Source organism: Dysgonomonas sp. 521 (genome assembly GCF_010501055.1).
Taxonomy (GTDB): Bacteria; Bacteroidota; Bacteroidia; order Bacteroidales; family Dysgonomonadaceae; genus Dysgonomonas.
This window is the reverse complement of sequence record NZ_QVMO01000021.1, coordinates 1-19,934: the sequence shown is the minus strand read 5'-3', so window position 1 is coordinate 19,934 and position 19,934 is coordinate 1. Positions and strand designations below refer to the sequence as shown.

Sequence of the window (19,934 nt, the reverse complement as noted above, 5' to 3'; positions counted from 1 at the left end):
GAGGGGTGGTTCTTTCTATTAAACTCTAAATTTTTAAATTATAAACTGCTTTTATGAAAACAACTGAAACACGAACAAAAAAACGGTGGCGGCAGGCAATTGCCGTTCTCGCCTTCCTTGTACTTACCCCGGGCGTATATGCCCAGGTAACCGTAGGCAGCAACAAAGAGCCCGAAACCTTTTCGGTGCTCGAATTGATTTCCAACGATAAAGCCGGCCTGCGCATGCCACACCTGACCACCATTCAGCGTAACGATATCACCACCCCCGCCTTCAAGGCTAAGGCTGAAGCTAAGGGGCTGACGATCTACAATACAACGAATAATTGCATTGAATTCTGGAGCGGCACCGAATGGATTTCTGCCTGCGAACCACCTTGTACCGCACCCGTGATAGAGCCGCTGGAAGATACCGAAAAGCGTTACGTGATATGGAATCCTCATATGCCTGCCGGCACGATGGATCTTTCCAAGCCTGTTGTTCCTGCGCCAGCGCCTACATTGAGCATCAGCGCCACAGGTACAAGCCTTACTTACCAATGGTATTACCGCAACTATAACTCCGAGAAAGATTTTCTACCCATAAACGGTGCTACAAGCGATACGTATCAGGTGGAATTTGAGAAACTGGGGCTCTACCAATACAAGTGCATTGCATCGGAGGCGGACAACCCCAGCTGCAGTGCCGAGTCTGACACAATAGAGATAGTATGGGGCTGCGGGGCAAAAACCTACGACGACCGCTGGCTAGTCTTTATGTGCCATAACCTGGGCGCCGACCCTTCGCTCGATCCTTTCACATGGAAGTCGGATGGCGATGACGTAGGCTTCGACATCAAGGGAGACCTGTACCAGTGGGGACGCAAAGCCGACGGTCATGAGAAGCGGACAAGCCTGGTTGTAGACGAAAGAGCTACAGTCGCTGACCTTGACGGTGAAAATCAGGTAAAGATAACAAGCGATAAATATGGGAAATTTATAGCCGGAACAAACTTTGTAAGTTGGACAACTGCAGTTAGTCCTATACGCTTAAACTGGGGCAACGCAACTCTTCTGATGGATGTACCTAAGGCAAAGAATGATCCTTGCCCCGAAGGTTGGAAGGTTCCGAGTTTAATGCAGTGGCAATCTATTATCAGAGGGCCTGAAGAACGCTTAGGGGTAGTAATATCGCTTGTGCCCACTCCTCCGGTATTAGCGAACGAATGGACATGGGACGGAAATGGCATGAAGGTAGGGGATGCACTGTATTTGCCGTCTGTTCTTATACGAAGTGGACATAATGGAGTCTTAAATCCATTAGACCTGACGACGACTTATTGGTCTTCTAATAATTGGAAGCATCCGGGACGCGTAGATAATGTTATCGGTACCTTTGGCTTTAGGCAGTGGGAATCTATTTTTCCTGGAGACCATTATTTTTATCCTGTCAATGGATTCGCAGTGCGTTGTGTAGCAGAATGATCTTCCGTCCTTCGGGGTTTGCAATCCCGAAGCCCCTCCTGTCAGGATTTGCAATCCGGCAATAATCAAAAACAACAGGCTGTCACTTTTTTTGTAGCAGCCTGTTATTTTTTCGTAGAAAATTGTCTTATATAAAGAGCTCTTTGGTATAATCGGAGGAAAAAAGGTAACAGGAAAAAGTAATGAAAAAAGTGTCACTATTGTCACTTTTTTGCAGCAGCCTGCTATTCCTGTTTTACAGTTAGCTTCTAAGTCCGCGAAGCGGGCTAATATGGATAACCACGGGTAAAGCCCGTGGCAAAAGCCGAAAGGAATAGACCGTCTCCGCAGGAGGCGAATGGGATTGATTTTCGCTATTTGCCTCCTACGGAGACATGTTTTTCGGTCTGTCTAGCCACGGGCTTTACCCGTGGTTATCCATGTTCAGTCCCTTCGGGACATAATGCGTTCTTTGATATAATCGGAGGAAAAAGGTAACAAGTAATAGTAATGAAAAAAGAGTCACCTTTGTCACTTTTTTGCAACCGCCTGTTGTTTCTGTTTTACTGTCAGGCTTCTAAGTCCGCGAAGCGGGCTAATCCGGATAACCACGGGTAAATCCCGTGGCAAAAGCTGAAAGGAAGAGCCCGTCTCCGTAGGAGGCGAACGGGACTGGTTTTCGCTATTTGCCTCCTACGGAGACATGTTTTCAGTCAGTCCCTGCCACGGGTTTTTACCCGTGGTTATCTATGTTCAGTCCCTTCGGGGCAGGTTGTTTATTGGGTGGCTGTCACTTTTTTTATAATCAGCTTACCTTATTCCATTAGTAGATAGCGCTTTTTCCTATTTATCCTCTCCAAAGATACTTCCGTAACGGTGGTATTCGTAGGCAATGCTTTGTTCTTTGAGATAATGTAACAATTCGAGGCGTCCTTCAACCAGAGGCTTGTTAGTAGCGATATGCTTGCCCAACTTAGCCGCTTTCTGATAGATAGCATCAGAAAGGCCGGCAGAGCAAGTACGTACACGTTCGTAGGAATCCATTTCTTCGATAAACGTGCTTTCATCCTGCTTCCTGATCTGGATGCCGGACAGCATACCTGCCGCTTTCTCTATCGCCTGTAGTTTGTTGTCCCCATCGGAGATACTCACCACAACAGGGGTGTTGGCTTTCCTTGCAGCCATCAGGATCAGCAGAAGATCGGCGATGTTGTCACTCTCTTGTACACGCAGCCCGATATTCTTCAATGGGAGATAGCGGAAGACGTTCTCTTCACCATAGATATGGTTTACATCCCTTGCCTGTGAGAATTCGTCTAGCCATGCTTTTTCATAACTGTTGTATGCGAAGTTGATACGGCTTTTTTCTTTTTCGTCAGATGCCAGTTCGCTGATACCTTGTCTCTTTGCAGGTGTATTAAGCTCTTTCTCTGTAAACTCTACAAAGCAGGATACATAGTTAGGCCCTCCGGCTTTGATGCCTCCGCCGAATGCCGAACGCTTCATTCCGCCAAATGGCTGGCGGTTGACAATGGCTCCGGTAATACCTCTGTTGATATACAGGTTTCCGGCTTCGATGCTGTTTTTCCAGATTTCGTGTTCTGCCTCGTCCAGACTTTGTAATCCAGCGGTGAGCCCATATTCAGATGAATTGGCGTACTCTATACCCTGTTTCAGGTTATCGATGCAGACTACAGACAGGAGCGGAGCGAAAAGCTCGTTCTTAAACGTGAAACTACCTGGTCTTACGCCCCATTTCACAGTTGGTTTCAGGATGTATTTCTTTTCATCCAGAAACTCCGGCGCTACAAGCCAAGATTCGCCCGGTTCCAGATTGTTGATGGCATGCATCAGTTTATCGTTATCGTTGCTAATCATTGGACCTACCATGTTCATTGTATCCCATACACTGCCTGTACGCATACTGATGACGGCGTCTTTCAGCTTCGATTTGAAGTTCTCATCATTGTATGTCTTCTTATCGAGCAACAGCAGCGAACAAGCCGAACATTTCTGCCCTGCATTGCTGAAAGCCGATGATACGAGGTTCAGGATAGCATGGTCTTGATCTCCGTTGGCGGTAAGTATGATCGCGTTCTTTCCGCCCGTTTCGGCCGACAGTGGTGTTCGCGGACTGTTTTCCAGCAACCTGAATGCCGTATCGGTACCTCCGGTAAGTATTATATGTTTGACAGACGGATGCGCAGTCAGGTAATTCAATGATGAACGGTCGGCGCTGCAAACCACCTGTAAAGCGTCTTTGGGAACGCCTGCATCCCAGAAGCATTTGGCAAATTCCCATGCGACAGGCAGGGCTACAGTAGCAGGCTTCAGTATCACGGTATTGCCTCCCGCTAAGGATGATGCCACGCCACCTACAGGTATTGCCAGCGGGAAGTTCCACGGCGGAATAACAAGTATGATACCTTTAGGTTTATATGAAACTGTCTCCAGTCCGGCAAAGTGCTTCATAGTGATAGGATAGAAGCGGCAGAAGTCTATGGCTTCCGAAACTTCTACGTCCCCTTCGGTAAAGGTTTTTCCTGTAATCGCAGCCATACAGCCGATAAGGTCTCCACGCTTGGCGCTGAGGTTGTCGGCTACCCGATGCAGGATTTCATTCCGCTTGTTGATATCTGTGTTTCTCCAGCCGGATCTGCCTTCTTCGGCAATGGCTATTATTTCCTTTATCTGGTCGAGCGAAGACAGGTTCGCTTCGCAGAAGCACACCTGGTCATTGCGGCTACGGTCGTAGTATTTCTTTTTGCTTTCGGTAAGCACTTCTTTGTCGCCTATTTGTACAGGGATCACGAAGTTCTTATCATTGACCAGTGTTCCCCATTTACGGAGTGATTCCAAAGCCCATTCTCGGTTATCGTGCAGGTCGAGATCTGTGTCCGGTTCGTTGCCGAATACGTTAATGTCTTTCACGGGTACAGCCTTCTCTTTCCTGTTCTGCTTACGGAACGACTGCGGAACAACGCTGTCTTTGAGCTTGTATGCCTCCAGAAACTGGTTTGTAAGGAAGTTCCATTGCGGGCTGTCCAGTTTCAGGTTGAATGAATAGCTGAGGAAGTTGTCCTTACCGGTATTTTCGTCCAGACGGCGGACAAGATAGGAGATAGCATTCAGGAAGTGCGCCTTCTTCACCACCGGAGTATAGAGGATAATCTGCTTGTTCAGGTTTCTGACCACCCGTGGAAGGTTGTTTGCCATCCCTTCGAGCATTTCGAAGGTAACGTATTCACCTACTCCGTTCTTCTCGCTCAGCAGATAAGCGTATGCGATGCTGAAGAAGTTGTGCGACGCTACACCTACATGCAATGCCTTAGCATTCTCAGGCTCTAAAGCAATATCGAGAATATGCATATAATTGGCGTCAACCTCTACCTTTGAAGGCAGCACAGGATTTGCCCATCCTTTGAGGGATGAAATAATGCTTTCCATTTGTAGGTTTGCACCTTTTACCAAACGCATTTTCAGCGGGGCGCCACCCTCGGCTACGCGTTTCCTCGCGAACTTTAACAGACGTTCCTGAAATAGCCCTGCATCGGGAAGATATGCTTGTACCACAATGCCTGCCGTGTAGTTTTTGAACTGAGGCATACTCAGCACCTCTTCAAATACATCGAGGGTGAGTTCGGTATCTTTGTACTCTTCCATATCCAGGTTTACGAACTTGGGCTTTGTTACCCCATCCTGATCTGTATAAGGGTAATCGATTGCCTGCTGATAAACGGAAGCTACCAGTTTGCAAAGCTCCTCCTTATTTTGTTCGTAGCTTAAGGAATGTATCTGGGCATAAATACCCGACAGTTTGATTGATATATAGTTAATATCCGGCTCTTTCAGTGCTTCCAGATAATGCTCATAGCGGTTTTTGGCTTCCCCATCGCCTAATACGACCTCTCCCAGCAGGTTAACGTTCTGTCCTATGCGGGAATTCCACCTGCCGTGGAGGTGGCCTGTGAGCGCAGGGCGTTCTTCGGCTATTATTATTTTATTCGTCTCTTCACGTAATCTCTTGTTAAATAGCGGAACGGCGATACCGGGTGCAAGAAAACCGAAGTGCATAAAGAGTTTCAGTTGAAATCTATCAAATGAATTGAAAAAATCAGGGATACCATACTCATTTATAAGTTCTTTCATTCGTTTTACAACAAGCCCCTTGTCTCTGATTTGAGAAGATTCATCCAGCATCTTGGATAAGACGGTTTTGTTTGACGGAGTTTGGATCAGGGATGCAAATTTCTTCTGTTCTTTTACTTCCTCCGGCGTTAATTCGTTTTCCGCTTTTCTTAGGAATTCTTTCGCCCATTCGAGGACTTCTGAGTGCGTGATTTTTTCCATAGGTTTTACATATTGTTAACGGGGTTCATTTTATGAAGCTAAAGTTATATTAAAAGCTTGAAAAAATAATATAATGGGGGCGAAAAAATATCATAATTCCAGAGTGGAAGAATCATGGGGATAGAATGCCCAGTCCGGGCATTTTTTAGCGCTTACTTTGGCAAAAGGCTTCGCTTTTCTTTACTTGTTAAATTTTTATAACTAAATAACATATATTTTTTTGCTATTTCATCAGAACATTTCACTAATTTTGAAAACATCGCTCAAAAAAAGCGATAATTTGGTAAAAGGTACAATTATTAACCATGTAAAATTTTTTAAGCCATGAGAACTTACCAAACACAAGAAATCAAGAACATTGCAATTCTTGGTAGTTCGGGAGCTGGCAAAACCACTCTCGCCGAAGCCATGCTCTATGAAGCTGGCGTCATAAAACGCAGAGGAAGTGTGAAAGATGGAAATACTGTCTCGGACTATTTCCCTGTGGAAAAAGAATATGGATATTCTGTTTTTTCCAGCATTTTCTCTGTGGAATGGATGAACCGAAAATTGAATTTTATCGATTGTCCGGGGTCTGATGATTTTGTAGGAAATGTAGTTACATCATTGAATGTGACAGATACTGCCCTTATGGTGCTCAATGCCCAGTATGGGATAGAGGTAGGTACCATAAACCAATTGAGATATACTCAGAAACTTCAAAAACCAGTTATTTTCATAGTAAACCAGCTCGATCATCCGAAAGCTGATTTTGATAATGTAGTTTCCCAGCTGAAAGCCGAGTATGGCGAGAAAGCTGTGCTAATACAATATCCGATTAATTGTGGCGAAGGATTTAACGCTGTAATTGATATCTTAAAATATAAGATGCTTAGATGGAAACCTGAGGGCGGTGCTCCTGAGGTTCTTGAAATTCCTGATGAAGAAAGGGAAAAAGCAAAAGAATTGAAACAGAAATTAGTAGAAGCTGCCGCAGAAAATGAAGAATCGCTGATGGAGAAATTCTTCGATCAGGGAACTCTTACCGAAGATGAAATGCGTATGGGTATTCGTTGGGGGTTAGTAAACAGAGACTTGTACCCGATTTTCTGCGTGTCGGCCGAAAAAGATATGTGTGTGCGCCGTACAATGGAATTTTTAGGAAATGTGGTTCCTTACGTGCGCGATTTACCTGCTCCTGTGAATACCGAAGGTGTTGAGATCAAACCCGAATCGGATGCTCCTACAAGCCTGTTCTTCTTTAAGACCACTGTTGAACCTCATGTTGGCGAAGTATCATACTTCAAAGTAATGAGCGGGAAGGTACACGAAGGGGACGACTTGTTGAATGCAAACAGAGGTTCGAAAGAACGTATAGGGCAGATATTTGCTCCTGCCGGCCAGCAACGTTCAAAAGTAGAGGAACTGCTTGCCGGAGATATAGGTGCTGCCGTAAAACTAAAAGATGTGCGTACGGGGAATACATTGAACGCGAAAGGCGCTGATAACAAGTTTAACTTTATAAAATACCCGGATCCTAAATATCGCCGCGCTATTAAAGCTGAGAATGAGAAAGATACCGAAAAGATGAATGAGATATTGCAGCGTATGCGAGAGGAAGACCCTACATGGTTAGTTGAAAACTCGAAGGAACTGAAACAACTTATTGTATCAGGACAAGGAGAATTCCATCTGAAAACATTAAAATGGCGTATAGAGAATAATGATAAAATTCCGATTGTTTATTCTGAACCAAAGATTCCATACAGGGAAACGATAACAAAAGCTGCACGTGCCGATTATCGCCACAAAAAACAATCAGGTGGTGCCGGACAATTCGGAGAGGTACATTTGGTCGTAGAACCTTACACCGATGGTATGCCTATGCCTGAAACGTATAAGTTTAATGGCCAGGAGTTTAAAGTTCAGGCTCGCGACGTGCAAACGTATGACCTGGATTGGGGCGGAAAACTGGTATTTGTAAATAGTATTGTTGGTGGTTCTATTGACGCGCGTTTCCTTCCTGCCATTCTGAAAGGGATTATGTCACGCCTCGAGCAGGGGCCTCTAACAGGTTCTTATGCCCGTGATGTACGTGTAGTTGTATATGATGGAAAGATGCACCCGGTGGACTCTAATGAAATTTCGTTTATGCTTGCCGGACGTAACGCGTTTAGCGAGGCTTTCCGGAATGCAGGGCCAAAGATCCTCGAGCCTGTTTATGATGTGGCTGTTTTTGTGCCTTCTGAAAAGATGGGCGATGTGATGAGTGACCTGCAAGGCCGCCGTGCCATGATTATGGGAATGGAAAGTGACAGGGGAATTGAAATACTGAATGCAAAAGTACCTTTGAAAGAAATGTCGAATTACTCCATCTCTCTTAGTTCTTTGACTGGAGGGCGCGCTTCGTTTACCATGAAGTTTGCCAGTTATGAACTTGTTCCTTCCGATGTTCAGGATAAGCTGTTGAAGGAATATGCAGAAAGCCAAAAGGACGAAGATTAATACGAATCTGTATCTCAATAAAGAAAGGAGTGAATGTTCACTCCTTTCTTCGTTTTTACTCAAGATAAATTATTATATCCCCGTCATATTCTCGGGATTCAGTATCCTGTCCAATTCATCCTTAGACAGTACATTCTTTTTCAGAACAAGGTCATATACATTCGCCCCGGTTTCCAGAGCTTCTTTTGCTATCGCTGTACTGTTTTCGTAGCCTATATACGGATTTAGAGCCGTAACAATACCTATGCTGTTCATAACAAGTTCTTTGCAATGCTCTTCGTTTGCTGTAATGCCCTCAATGCAGTTCTTCTTCAGGCAAACCATCGCATTATGGATCAGGTTCTGCGATTCCAGCAAAGAATATGCAATTACAGGCTCCATCACGTTCAATTGCAGCTGTCCGGCTTCTGAAGCCATTGTTACAGCAAAATCATTTGCTATCACCTTGAAGCATGTTTGCGAGACAACCTCGGCTATAACGGGATTCACTTTTCCGGGCATGATGGATGACCCAGCCTGCATCGGAGGCAGATTGATCTCATGTATTCCGCATCGTGGCCCCGAAGTAAGCAGCCTGAGGTCGTTGCATATCTTAGATAGCTTGGTCGCCAGTTTCTTTAATACGGAAGAATAAGCCACATAGCTCCCCGTGTTGGACGTTGCTTCTACCAGGTTTTGAGCAGGTATGAAATTGAACTTTGTGAGATTCGAAAGATTCTGAGCACATAACGCAGCATAACCGGGGATGGCATTCAATCCGGTACCTACAGCTGTAGCTCCCATATTTATTTCAAGGCATTCATCCGCGCTTTGTCTTAATGAGTCTATTTCCTTTTCTAATGTGGCGGCATAAGCGTCAAACTCCTGTCCCAAAGTCATAGGTATGGCATCCTGCAAATGTGTCCGCCCCATTGTTATTACATGCTTCAATTCCTGCCCTTTTCGTTTCAGTGATTCTACAAGTTCGGAAAGTGCATTTTCTACCATCTTATTATAAAAAAGGATACCCAGTTTAACCCCGGTCGGATACGCATCGTTTGTCGATTGCGAAAGGTTTACATGGTCATAGGGCGAGCAATATTGGTATTCTCCTTTTTTATGTCCCATTATTTCCAACGCTATATTCGCTATCACTTCATTTATGTTCATATTTGTAGAAGTGCCGGCTCCTCCCTGCAACATGTCGCTGGGAAACTGACTATCGTATTCTCCCCCTATTATTTTTTTGCATGCAGCCACAATAGCATCACGAATGCTATTATCTAAAGCCCCAAGTTCACAATTGGCATCTGCCGCAGCCCATTTTACATAGGCCAGAGCTTTGATGAATTCCGGATATTGAGATAACACTATTCCCGAAATATGGAAATTATTAATAGCTCTTTGGGTATGTATCCCATAATAGGCTTCATCAGGAACAGGTAAGCAGCCAATCAGATCGTTTTCTATTCTACTCATGATGTGATAATTTGGAAGTTAATTAATGTTATAATTAAAATAATCAGGTAACTAATGTAGGTATTTATTTTAATATAAAAACATATTTGTATTAAAATGATATATTAAACCCATCTTGATTTTTTAAGTTTGACAGCATAATGAAAAAAATACCATAGTACATGACAAAAGGTGACAGCCACCCCCCAAAAAACAACTTGTCCCGAAGGGACTAAACATAGATAACCACGGGTAAAACCCGTGGCAGGGACAGACTGAAAAACATGTCTCCGTAGGAGGCAAATAGCGAAAATCAATCCCATTCGCCTCCTACGGAGACGGTCTATTCCTTTCGGCTATTGCCACGGGCTTTACCCGTGGTTATCCATATTAGACCGCTTCGCGGACTTAGAAGCCTGACTGTAAAAACAGAAATAGCAGGCTACTGCAAAAAAGTGACAATTGAAAATCGACGGAGCGAAGCGTAGTCAATAGTGACACTTTTTCATTCCTTTTACCTGTCACCTTTTTCCTCCAACTATATCAAAGAACGTTTTATGTCCCGAAGGGACTAAACATGGATAACCACGGGTAAAACCCGTGGCTAGACAGACCGAAAAACATGTCTCCGTAGGAGGCAAATAGCAAAAATCAATCCCGTTCGCCTCCTACGGAGACGGTCTATTCTTTTCTGCTTTTGCCACGGGCTTTACCCGTGGTTATCCGTATTAGCCCGCTTCGCGGACTTAGATGCCTGACTGTAAAGCAGGAATAGGAGGCTGTTGCAAAAAAGTGACAAAGGTGACACTTTTTTCATTACTTTTACTTGTTACCTTTTCCCTCCACTATATCAAAAGAGCTCTTTATGTCCCGAAGGGACTAAACATGGATAACCACGGGTGAAACCCGTGGCAGGACAGGCCGAAAAATATGTCTCCGTAGGAGGCAAATAACGAAAACCAATCCCGTTCGCCTCCTACGGAGACGGTCTATTCCTTTCAGCTTTTGCCACGGGCTTTACCCGTGGTTATGCATATTAGACCGCTTCGCGGACTTAGAAGCCTGACAGTAAAACAGAAACAACAGGCTGCTGCAAAAAAGTGACAAAGGTGACTTTTTTAGATGTTTCTATTTGTTACCTTTTTCTTACCCGCTTTTGTTTTAATCTCTTATATAAGATAATATTGTACAGAAAAAATACATTCCCGCGAAAGTCGTAAATATTAACCGGTTATCATATATTATTATCTTCTTCTACAGGTGGACATGGCGGACATGGGCGAGGTTTTCTAAGTATGCTATTCTCCTCTCTCAGCCTGTTTATCTGAAAATTCAGGTCATCTAAAATCGCTTGTAATTCGTCAGGCGTATATTTCTTCTTATTGGGTATAAGGGATATATTGTGTTCGTTTCCGGTTACTCCTATTCTGGCAGGATGATAACGAAACCGGGAGAAAATGAGTGTATCGCCTATATTTGCCATTATACCATACTTCCCATCTTTATTACTAAGTGAGAAATTGTATTGCTTTTCAGTATTTTTTACAGTTACCTGCACAAATGCCAGATTCTTTTCACTTCCTTGGTGTGTGATGTTTCCTGTAATAACTATTTTTTGTTTTGCCTGAGAATGTAGAGAATCCGGCTTTTTTTCAATTTCTTTTTCGCCCGGGCAAGGTGGGCAGACAGGTTTTCTATATATATCACTGTTTTCTTTTCTTAACTTGGTTACCATGCCTGATAATTCTGCAAAGATTCCGAAAAAGTCTTCATCTTCTTCCAGCTTTATATTATACTTTTTCTTTTTTACCTTTATTTCCTGTTTCTTATAACCCATCCCCCAGAAGGTCAGTGTGTCCCCTTTGTTTACCTCTATTTGGTATAAGCCATTTTCATCCGATATGGATGTTGTATATATTTCGTCGTCCTTTACTGCAATATGTACACCTTTCAGCCCTTTATTATCGCTTTCACGGCTTATCCTTCCAGTAATGGTATATTGTTGCGCGAAGGACTGCAGGATAAAAAGAGAGAGGAAAAGAGTTGTGTACAGTATTCTCATGTCTTATAATAATTTGTGTGTTATGCAAATATAGGGTATTTTTGGTTCTATTACGTTTCGAGTGGGTAATTATAAGGGCTGAAAGCCTTTATTATTTCAGCCCAATGGCAAGCGAAGCGTCGCCTTGGGAGAAAAGAAAGTAAGCGTTTAAAAAGGCGTACTGAAAGTGCAGGTTAAATTCAAATAACCATATTTCATTCATTAACTTGCGCTTTCAGCGCGCTAATTCCGTGGTTGTATATCTACGATCCAGCGCTTCGCATTGGGCTGAACTAACTTGCCACTTCGTGGCGAACCCACACTAAACGTTATAGACCCATAATTTTCAACGGAAAGATTCTTAGAGCCTGTTTAAATTTTAGCGAAAATTTTTATTACAGGTTCAGGTCAATAGTTCTTAGCAATTTTTTTATGCTCTTTTAGCGTCTTTTCCCCTTTTTACTCTTGGTTTAGCCCGCTAAACCTGCTAGCAAAAATGATAAAATCCATCTAAAAATAGCTATAAAAAAGATTTGCTATAAAATTTAAACAGACTCTTAATAAATTAAATGATTTTTGTTAAATCATGGAAAAAAGTAGTAACTTTCCCACGATTATCATAACACAACTTATAATAAATTAACAAAGAGTCTGTTATATATTATATAAACACAAATTACATCACATAATTATAAAATCTAAGTAAGAAGTATGAAAAAGATTTTAACTATCCTGGGACTTATTCTGGTTATTATTCTGGTAGCTATGATTTCTATCCCGTTTCTGTTTAAAGACAAAATTAAGACTGCCGTACTGAACGCGGCGAATGAGCAACTGAATGCTACTGTTGATATCAAAGACTTCGGATTGAATCTGTTCTCCAATTTTCCCAATGCTACTTTATCACTCAATGATGCCTCTGTAGTGGGCGTTGGCGACTTTGAAAAAGATACCCTTCTACAGGCAAAAGCCGCCAGTGTGACTATCAACCTGATGAGCCTTTTCGGTAGTGAATACGAGATATCAAAAATCAATCTGGACAGGGCATCCGTATTGGCTAAAGTATTAGCCGACGGGCGTGCTAACTGGGACATAATGAAAGCCGATTCAACTGCTACGACAGAACCGGAAAGCGGCAGTTCGGCATTTAACCTGAACCTGAATAAGATTTCTGTAAACGATTGTAATATCGTTTACCAGAACGATTCTACGAATATGAAAGTGACGCTGAATAAATGGAACGGTGAGTTGACCGGAGACTTTTCGGCAAGCGAAACCACGTTGAAAACGAAATCGACGATCAGTGAAATCACATTTGTAATGGATGGTATACCGTACCTGACCAAAATACAGGGTATTGCTGATGCTTCTATTAATGCGAACCTCGATAAGATGCAGTTCGTTTTTGAAGAAAGTAAATTACAGCTTAACGAACTAAAAGCCTCTGTTGACGGTTCTTTTGCCATGATAGGCAACAATTATGAAGACCTCGAATTCGACCTGAAACTGAATGCGCCGGATACACAGTTCAAAGATATATTATCGCTGCTGCCTGCGATGTACACGGCCGACTTTAAAGATGTGAAAACTTCGGGTACAGCCAAACTCGATGCTTATGTGAAAGGACTGATGCAGGGCGAAAATTATCCGGCATTCGATGTTAAGATTACGGTTAATGACGCTATGTTCCAATATCCATCGCTGCCAAAATCGGTAAATAATATCAATGTGGATATGGCTATCAACAGTAAGGGCGGTTCGCTTGACAATATGATTGTAGATATAAGCAAATTCAGCTTCAACCTGGGAGGAAATCCTTTTGCCGGAAGCCTGAACGTAACCAGCCCGATGAGTGACCCTAACCTGAAAGCCCATGCGAATGGAACGATCGATTTGGGTATGATTAAGGAAGTATATCCGTTGGAAAAAGGTACGGAACTAAACGGAAAGGTTACTGCCAATCTGAATATCGCTACCCGTATGTCAGCCATCGAAAAAGAGCAGTATGAGAATGTTTCCGCCTCTGGGAGCCTTAATCTGAATAATATGGTTTACAAGTCCCAGGATATGCAGGATGTACTCATCAACAATGCAGGGCTTGAGTTTTCGCCACGTTATGTAAACCTCTCGTCATTGGATGTAAAAATTGGAAAGAATGACCTTTCGGCGACCGGACGCCTCGAAAACTTTATTGCTTACGCACTGAAAGACCAGACCCTGAAAGGGCAGTTGAATATAAAATCCAATTACCTGAACGCGAATGATTTTATCAGTAGTGAAACCGCGGGTACGGAAGAGACAGAGACGACTACTTCGGAAGATATTATTATACCGAAGAACATTGATTTTACCCTTAATGCAGCCCTTAACCAGATTGTATATGGTAAAATGAATATAACCAATATGGCAGGGAATATGACCGTGCGCAACGGTATACTTACCCTCAATAATGTAGGGGCTAACGCTCTGGGCGGTTCTTGCAAAGTGAGCGGGACATATAATACGTCTGATCCGCAGCATGCGAAAGTCGATTTTGATTTGGCTCTGTCGAAAGTCTCCTTTGCCGAGACGTTCAAGTCTGTAGAATCGATACAAAAATTTGCTCCTATCTTCGAAAAACTTGCAGGAACATACTCTATGAACCTGAAATTCAATACTTCGCTAGGCCAAACGATCATGCAGACACTTGCCGGACTGACAGGTAGCGGGGCACTACAGACCAGCGATGTAAAAATAGAAGGAGTAGAGGCATTAACATCTTTGTCTTCTGCGCTGAAAACAGATGCGTTAAAGTCTTTCTCTACCAAAGACCTGAACTTACCGTTTTCTATCAATAATGGTAAGCTGAATACAAAACCGTTTAATGTAAACTTCGGCGATGGTGGCGTTATGAAGTTGGAAGGCTCTACCGGACTAGACCAAAGTATCGACTATAAAGGAACTGTAACCCTTCCCAAATCTATGGCAAATAATTATGTGAGTGCCGTACCTATCACTATCGGCGGTACATTTGCAAGCCCTAAGATAGGAGTGGATACCAAAGCTCTGGCGTCAGGAGCTGCAGCTTCTGTTGTGAACGAATTGCTGGGAGGCGAAAAAGGCGCGGACGTTTCTGCAAAAGTATCGGAAGAAAAGGCGAAACAGATAGAGAAAATACGTACGGAAGCCGATGCTGCCGCAACAAAACTGGTAGCGGAAGCCGAGAAACAATCACAGGCTCTGGTTGAAAAAGCGGGAAGCAATCCGCTTGCCAAAAAAGCAGCAGAGGCAGCCGGAAAGAAATTGGTGGATGAAGCCAAAAAACAGGGACAAAACCTGAAAGATAAAGCCGAAGAACAGGCTAAAAAGCTGGAAGGGACCGGTAACGAATAAAAGAGAGTGTCGTATTCCATGCCATAAATATTATACATTATATAAAATAGAATGTTATTGGTTTGATTTTTAAATAATTATGCCAATCAGGATTTGAGAAAAGGCTTGAAAAGCCAAATCTTCATAAGCGCGGGTCATCGACCTGCGGAAAAAGGATGAGCAATACCAGCTGTCTGAAAGACAGGACAAACTGTGTGTCCTGCCGCTTCGGGCAGGGGGTGTAGTTGCCCCTTGCTCCGTAAGCTACGCTACGCTTGCATACGGTTATGAAGATTCTGCCTTTCAGGCAGGAGTTGAACTGCTTTAAACCCCTGATTCGCATAAATAAGATATATGTTGTTTTTTTGCTTACTTTTGGAGCTTCGGACAAAAGTAAGGCATACAATCTGTGATTGCGCGCAGATAGAAAATAATCCAACGTTTTAAGAGTCTGTTTAAATTTAAATATATCTATATATTACAACGATGACATTAAACGATTTACATAAACAGGCGAAGGCATTCAGCGATACGCCTCCGATGCCGGTAATATTTGCCGGACATGGTACGCCCATGAACGCGATAGAAAACAATGAGTTTGTACGTGCATGGAGTGCCTTGGGAGCAGGGTTGCCAAGGCCACAAGCTATTTTATGCGTTTCGGCGCATTGGGAAACCAAAGGTACTTTTGTTACCGCGATGGAAAAACCAAAGACGATCCATGACTTTTACGGATTCCCTAAAGAACTGTATGCCCAGCAATACCCCGCCCCGGGATCTTCCGGATTGTCGGATATGGTAGCCGAGCGCGTCCAGGATGTTAAGCCCGACTACGACTGGGGATTGGATCATGGAACATGGAGTGTATTGAAGCATATTTATCCTTATGCCGATATTCCGGTGGTGCAGCTTAGTATCGACTATTCTAAGGATGCCCGGTATCATTACCAGCTTGCCCGCCAGTTGTCTTTCCTTCGTACTAAAGGCGTTTTGATAATCGGTAGTGGCAATATGATTCATAACCTCAGGATGGTACGGGTCGAAAATGATGACTTCAACGCGGAATACGGTTATGACTGGGCTTTTGAGCTGAATGATGTGTTTAAAGAAAGGATACAGAACCGGGAGCATTCCGCTTTGATTGACTATAATCATATCCACAATTCGGCACGCTTAGCCATTCCTACACCCGAACATTATATCCCGCTGCTTTATGTCTTGGCTTTGCAGGGAAAAGATGAAGAGGTAAAATTCTTCAATGACAAGGTCATAGCCGGTTCTTTAAGTATGACTTCGTTGGTGATAGGATAAAATATAATTCAAACAGCTTCTTAAGCTTACTTTGTACTTACTATTTTATCCCCTCTGAAGTTTAACAATCCGGCAGGGTATACCCATTGTTCGGTGTTGCCGTTTTGCTTTTTCTCGGTAGGCTCTCCCCATGCCAGCAGGGTCATATCTTTAGTCATTCCTACCCTGATTTTATTTTGCAGGATACGGCGGAAGTTGTTAGCGTTATATTTTTTTGTCAGCGTGGCGGCTTCCGCTGCTGTATATATTTTCTTAATCCCTTCGTTATTATCCAGCAGGGAGTAGGGGATTGCTGTTTTTACACCGCCTTTGTTCTGTAAGATCAGGGATAATTCGTTGTTTGTATTATCCATTGTCAGGTCGGTACACTTCCATGTCTGTCCGGTTGTGAAGGTAAGCGCTTTTCCCGTAGCCAGATTTCTGGAAAATTTGAGTATGTCGTCAGAGATAACATATTCTTTACCAGCCTGCAATTGTTTTTGTTTCACGAAAAAGCCTGTGACGATAAACGGGAATGTATATTCGGCATCGGCATTGTATTTATAATATAAAATATCACCGCTTGCTTTCTCCTGAAGTTTCAGATAATACTCATCTCCGTAATCCCCGGCATTCGTTTTTGCTTTGGGATGCCTGATTACTTCCAGTACCTGAAAATATTTTCCTGCCACATCTTCGTATCGCGAGTTATAATTGTCATTCGGCTTGTATATGTTTTTCTCATCGTTCAGTATGTCATCATCCTTTTTATATTTAAGTATAAACCCACTGTAGCCATATTTTTGGGACGACTTGTCCAAGCCTTTCAGAAATAATTCCTGCCCTGTATATTGTTGTACATCTTTACCCAGGAAATTTGTCAGGCTGTCGTAGGGTAAAATATTGACATTCTGTTTGTTCTTTTTTTGAGCAAAGGTTGTGGCCGAGAGTAAAACCACAGAGAATATTAATACTATTTTTTTCATTCCTTATTATATTTTGGACGTCAAAAGTAATTATATTGGTTGGAATATATCACTGATGACATATGCCTTATTGCAAAAGTTTATTGTTTATTTAATTATTTTATTGATTAACAGTCCGGTATATATTCTTGTTCAAAATTACAGGTTATTTTAAGAGTCTGTTTAAATTTTATAGCAAATCTTTTTTATAGCTATTTTTAGATGTATTTTATCCTTTTTGCTAGCCGGTTTAGCGGGCTAAACCAAGAGTAAAAAGGGTGAAATACATCTAAAAAGAGCATAAAAAAATTGCTAAGAACTATTGACCCGAACCTGTAATAAAAATTTTCGCTAAAATTTAAACAGGCTCTAAAATATAATTCCGGCTCATTCGTCATAAATAACAGAAGTATACTTCACTGGGTATAAAGAGATAAATAATACTAATCAGTAATTGAATTTGTTTAATATAATCGTTCTTTAATTTACTATCTGCGCGCAATCACAGATTGCTTACCTTACTTTTGGCCGAAGCTCCAAAAGTAAGCAAAAAGGCATTGCGCCCCGCTTCGCCGTACGACCCACTATCGGTTTGCCGGCTGAATGAAGTGATGAAAGATTCATCATTGCGATAATTGGCAGACGATGTTTAAAAGCGCCCGCACTTCATTCTACGCCGCCTGCACCGGGTGGGTGCCCCGTACGCTTGCTAACGGCGCTGGCTGACGCCTGATTTGCAGGGTCTATCCTCTGTCTTGACGTTGCGTTGCGACTCCGTGCATCTGTTCCGCAGGCGGGGCACCCACCCGGCGCAGTCGGCGTGAAACGGGATGTTGTCCGAGCCGCAGGCGAGTTTCGTCCCGTTTAGCCGGCCAGCCGTTGGTGGGTCGCCGAGGGACAAAGCACTAGCCTTTTGCCTTCTTTTGGGCAATGCCAAAAGAAGGGGCAAGCCCGGGAGGGCGCGGCAGTAGAGAGCTACGACTAAAGTATTTAGCCTAGGATAGCCTTTATGTAAAAAATAAAAGAACGACTATATTAAACAAATCCATCTGCTGATCCGCATAAATAATAAGAAAATGGAAAAGAGAGATGTTAGTAAAACAATTACTCCTGTAGTAATAATAATCGCGTCATTAATATTGGCAGCAGTAAGCATACTGCACTTGTATTTCAGTGTAATATTATGAAACTGTTTAAATTTGAACAGTTTCTATCAAAAGATAAATAAAAAGTAAAAAAATGCACGGGCAGGCTCTACCTGCCCGTGATAAGAAAAACAAAAAATTAAATAAAATGAAAAATTTCAGACCGAAAAAATTCTTAGGCGTATTTATATTCCTTGCTGTATTCGCGGCATGTATAGCCATTGTTATGTTGCTTTGGAACGCGTTGATACCATCGATAATAGGATGGACTACAATAAACTACTGGCAAGCCGCGGGTTTGATGGTGCTAAGCCGGTTGCTGCTGGGCGGCTTTGGGCGGTTCGGTAAATTCGGGCGGCATTCACACCGCAAGCAGGACAAGGACTTTCGTTACTGGCATGCGCTAAGGGATAAAATGAAAGATATGCCGTTGAGCGAAAGGCGTGAGTATATCCGCCAGCACATGAAGGATAGTAAGGACTTTAAGGATAACTTTTTTGACAGAAGAAACAGCAGGCCCGATTTTGGAACAGCTGAGGATAACGACACAAATAAATGACTAAAGATTTAGCTAAAGAGCAGCAGAGTGTAACCGATATTTTCAATAAATACCGTTCGCAGCTGAAAAACTATATAACTAAACGGGTCTTGTCGAAAGAAGATAGCGAAGATATTTTGCAGAATGTCTTTTACCAGCTGTCTAAAGTTGACCTGATAGAGAAACCCATCGAGCAGGTTTCCGCTTGGTTGTATTCTGTTGCAAATAATCAGATAATAGACCGTAGCCGCAAACACAGGGAGGTGGAAATGCCCTATGTGACCACTCAGGACGGCGAGGATATATTTCTGGAAGAAGTGTCGAGCCTGATGCTGGATAAAGACTCTTCTCCCGAAACAGAATACCTCCGCACTTTGATCTGGGATGAACTGGAAGTGGCTCTGTCGGAACTGCCTGAAGAACAGCGTGAGGTTTTCGAACTGAACGAACTGGAGGGGTTCTCGTTTAAGGAGATCGCCGAAGCTACAGGTATTACGGTAAATACGCTTATTTCGCGAAAACGTTATGCCGTACTTCATTTGCGCGAACGGTTACAGAGCCTGTACGAAGAATTACTTGGAGATTAAGAAACTGTTTAAATTTTATTCGTTCCAATTTTTAGAGATGTTTTAGAGATGCTTTTTTCTTCCTCGAAACGATAATAGCGGGCTATTTGAGTTGAGAGAAAGGAAAAAACAGCCGAAAACAGACTAAAAATGAACGAAGAAAAAGGTATAATAAAATATTCGTATAAAATTTAAACAGTTTCTAAAGCAGTAGGATACCTTACTGCTTTTTTTAGTTCGCCCAGCATGGGTGTATTCTAATGGGTGCAAGTCCCTCACACGCCCTAACAACGGGAAGTGTCTAGCCTTGAGCAAGGGTGTCCTT

At 42.8% G+C, this 19,934-nt stretch carries 11 protein-coding genes; 6 read left to right on the top strand and 5 right to left on the bottom strand.

The window, feature by feature from the left end; genetic code table 11:
* Positions 1 to 53: 53 nt before the first annotated feature.
* Positions 54 to 1,463: a hypothetical protein gene (locus tag D0T84_RS08160; RefSeq protein ID WP_163307391.1), complete on the top strand. Its 1,410-nt coding sequence runs from the start codon at positions 54 to 56 to the stop codon at positions 1,461 to 1,463.
* 822 nt (positions 1,464 to 2,285) lie between these two features.
* Here D0T84_RS08160 and D0T84_RS08155 read toward each other — a convergent pair.
* On the bottom strand, positions 2,286 to 5,792 hold the full coding sequence (locus tag D0T84_RS08155; protein WP_163307390.1) for a bifunctional proline dehydrogenase/L-glutamate gamma-semialdehyde dehydrogenase: 3,507 nt from the start codon (positions 5,790 to 5,792) through the stop codon (positions 2,286 to 2,288).
* A 324-nt stretch (positions 5,793 to 6,116) separates the two neighbouring features.
* On the opposite strand from D0T84_RS08155, the gene D0T84_RS08150 reads away from it, so the two are divergent.
* Positions 6,117 to 8,276 (top strand): translation factor GTPase family protein, encoded by a 2,160-nt coding sequence (locus D0T84_RS08150; protein WP_163307389.1) that lies wholly within the window; start codon positions 6,117 to 6,119, stop codon positions 8,274 to 8,276.
* A gap of 72 nt (positions 8,277 to 8,348) precedes the next feature.
* On the opposite strand, the gene aspA is transcribed toward D0T84_RS08150, so the two are convergent.
* Together aspA and D0T84_RS08140 are read right to left on the bottom strand one after the other, a co-directional pair.
* Entirely contained in the window at positions 8,349 to 9,734 is a 1,386-nt protein-coding gene (aspA, locus tag D0T84_RS08145) for an aspartate ammonia-lyase (protein WP_163307388.1), read from the bottom strand.
* Between the two features lie 1,213 nt (positions 9,735 to 10,947).
* The gene (locus D0T84_RS08140; RefSeq protein WP_163307387.1) at positions 10,948 to 11,775 is read right to left on the bottom strand and encodes a carboxypeptidase-like regulatory domain-containing protein; all 828 of its coding nucleotides are present in this window, start codon (positions 11,773 to 11,775) and stop codon (positions 10,948 to 10,950) included.
* 690 nt (positions 11,776 to 12,465) lie between these two features.
* Between D0T84_RS08140 and D0T84_RS08135 the strand changes: the two genes are divergently transcribed.
* Entirely contained in the window at positions 12,466 to 15,126 is a 2,661-nt protein-coding gene (locus tag D0T84_RS08135; protein WP_163307386.1) for an AsmA-like C-terminal region-containing protein, read from the top strand.
* Positions 15,127 to 15,247: 121 nt separating this feature from the next.
* Here D0T84_RS08135 and D0T84_RS08130 read toward each other — a convergent pair whose 3' ends face one another.
* Entirely contained in the window at positions 15,248 to 15,544 is a 297-nt protein-coding gene (locus tag D0T84_RS08130) for a hypothetical protein (protein WP_163307385.1), read from the bottom strand.
* 47 nt (positions 15,545 to 15,591) lie between these two features.
* On the opposite strand from D0T84_RS08130, the gene ygiD reads away from it, so the two are divergent.
* Entirely contained in the window at positions 15,592 to 16,416 is an 825-nt protein-coding gene (ygiD, locus tag D0T84_RS08125) for a 4,5-DOPA dioxygenase extradiol (RefSeq protein WP_163307384.1), read from the top strand.
* Positions 16,417 to 16,442: 26 nt separating this feature from the next.
* Here the strand turns inward: ygiD and D0T84_RS08120 are convergent, their stop codons facing one another.
* The gene (locus tag D0T84_RS08120; RefSeq protein ID WP_163307383.1) at positions 16,443 to 17,381 is read right to left on the bottom strand and encodes a hypothetical protein; all 939 of its coding nucleotides are present in this window, start codon (positions 17,379 to 17,381) and stop codon (positions 16,443 to 16,445) included.
* Between the two features lie 1,272 nt (positions 17,382 to 18,653).
* Between D0T84_RS08120 and D0T84_RS08115 the strand changes: the two genes are divergently transcribed.
* Together D0T84_RS08115 and D0T84_RS08110 are read left to right on the top strand one after the other, a co-directional pair.
* Positions 18,654 to 19,064, top strand: a complete 411-nt coding sequence (locus D0T84_RS08115) for a hypothetical protein (RefSeq protein WP_163307382.1) — start codon at positions 18,654 to 18,656, stop codon at positions 19,062 to 19,064.
* Positions 19,061 to 19,630: an RNA polymerase sigma factor gene (locus tag D0T84_RS08110; RefSeq protein ID WP_163307381.1), complete on the top strand. Its 570-nt coding sequence runs from the start codon at positions 19,061 to 19,063 to the stop codon at positions 19,628 to 19,630. Before D0T84_RS08115 ends, D0T84_RS08110 begins: the two co-directional genes overlap by 4 nt.
* Positions 19,631 to 19,934: the final 304 nt, after the last annotated feature.

What these genes read in the sequence shown, in the direction of transcription:
- D0T84_RS08150 (WP_163307389.1), top strand. Translation starts at nt 6,117, where the DNA reads ATGAGAACTTACCAAACACAAGAAATCAAGAACATTGCAATTCTTGGT.
- D0T84_RS08120 (WP_163307383.1), bottom strand. Translation starts at nt 17,381, where the DNA reads ATGAAAAAAATAGTATTAATATTCTCTGTGGTTTTACTCTCGGCCACA.
- D0T84_RS08110 (WP_163307381.1), top strand. Translation starts at nt 19,061, where the DNA reads ATGACTAAAGATTTAGCTAAAGAGCAGCAGAGTGTAACCGATATTTTC.
- D0T84_RS08135 (WP_163307386.1), top strand. Translation starts at nt 12,466, where the DNA reads ATGAAAAAGATTTTAACTATCCTGGGACTTATTCTGGTTATTATTCTG.
- D0T84_RS08155 (WP_163307390.1), bottom strand. Translation starts at nt 5,792, where the DNA reads ATGGAAAAAATCACGCACTCAGAAGTCCTCGAATGGGCGAAAGAATTC.
- D0T84_RS08115 (WP_163307382.1), top strand. Translation starts at nt 18,654, where the DNA reads ATGAAAAATTTCAGACCGAAAAAATTCTTAGGCGTATTTATATTCCTT.
- aspA (WP_163307388.1), bottom strand. Translation starts at nt 9,734, where the DNA reads ATGAGTAGAATAGAAAACGATCTGATTGGCTGCTTACCTGTTCCTGAT.
- D0T84_RS08140 (WP_163307387.1), bottom strand. Translation starts at nt 11,775, where the DNA reads ATGAGAATACTGTACACAACTCTTTTCCTCTCTCTTTTTATCCTGCAG.
- D0T84_RS08160 (WP_163307391.1), top strand. Translation starts at nt 54, where the DNA reads ATGAAAACAACTGAAACACGAACAAAAAAACGGTGGCGGCAGGCAATT.
- ygiD (WP_163307384.1), top strand. Translation starts at nt 15,592, where the DNA reads ATGACATTAAACGATTTACATAAACAGGCGAAGGCATTCAGCGATACG.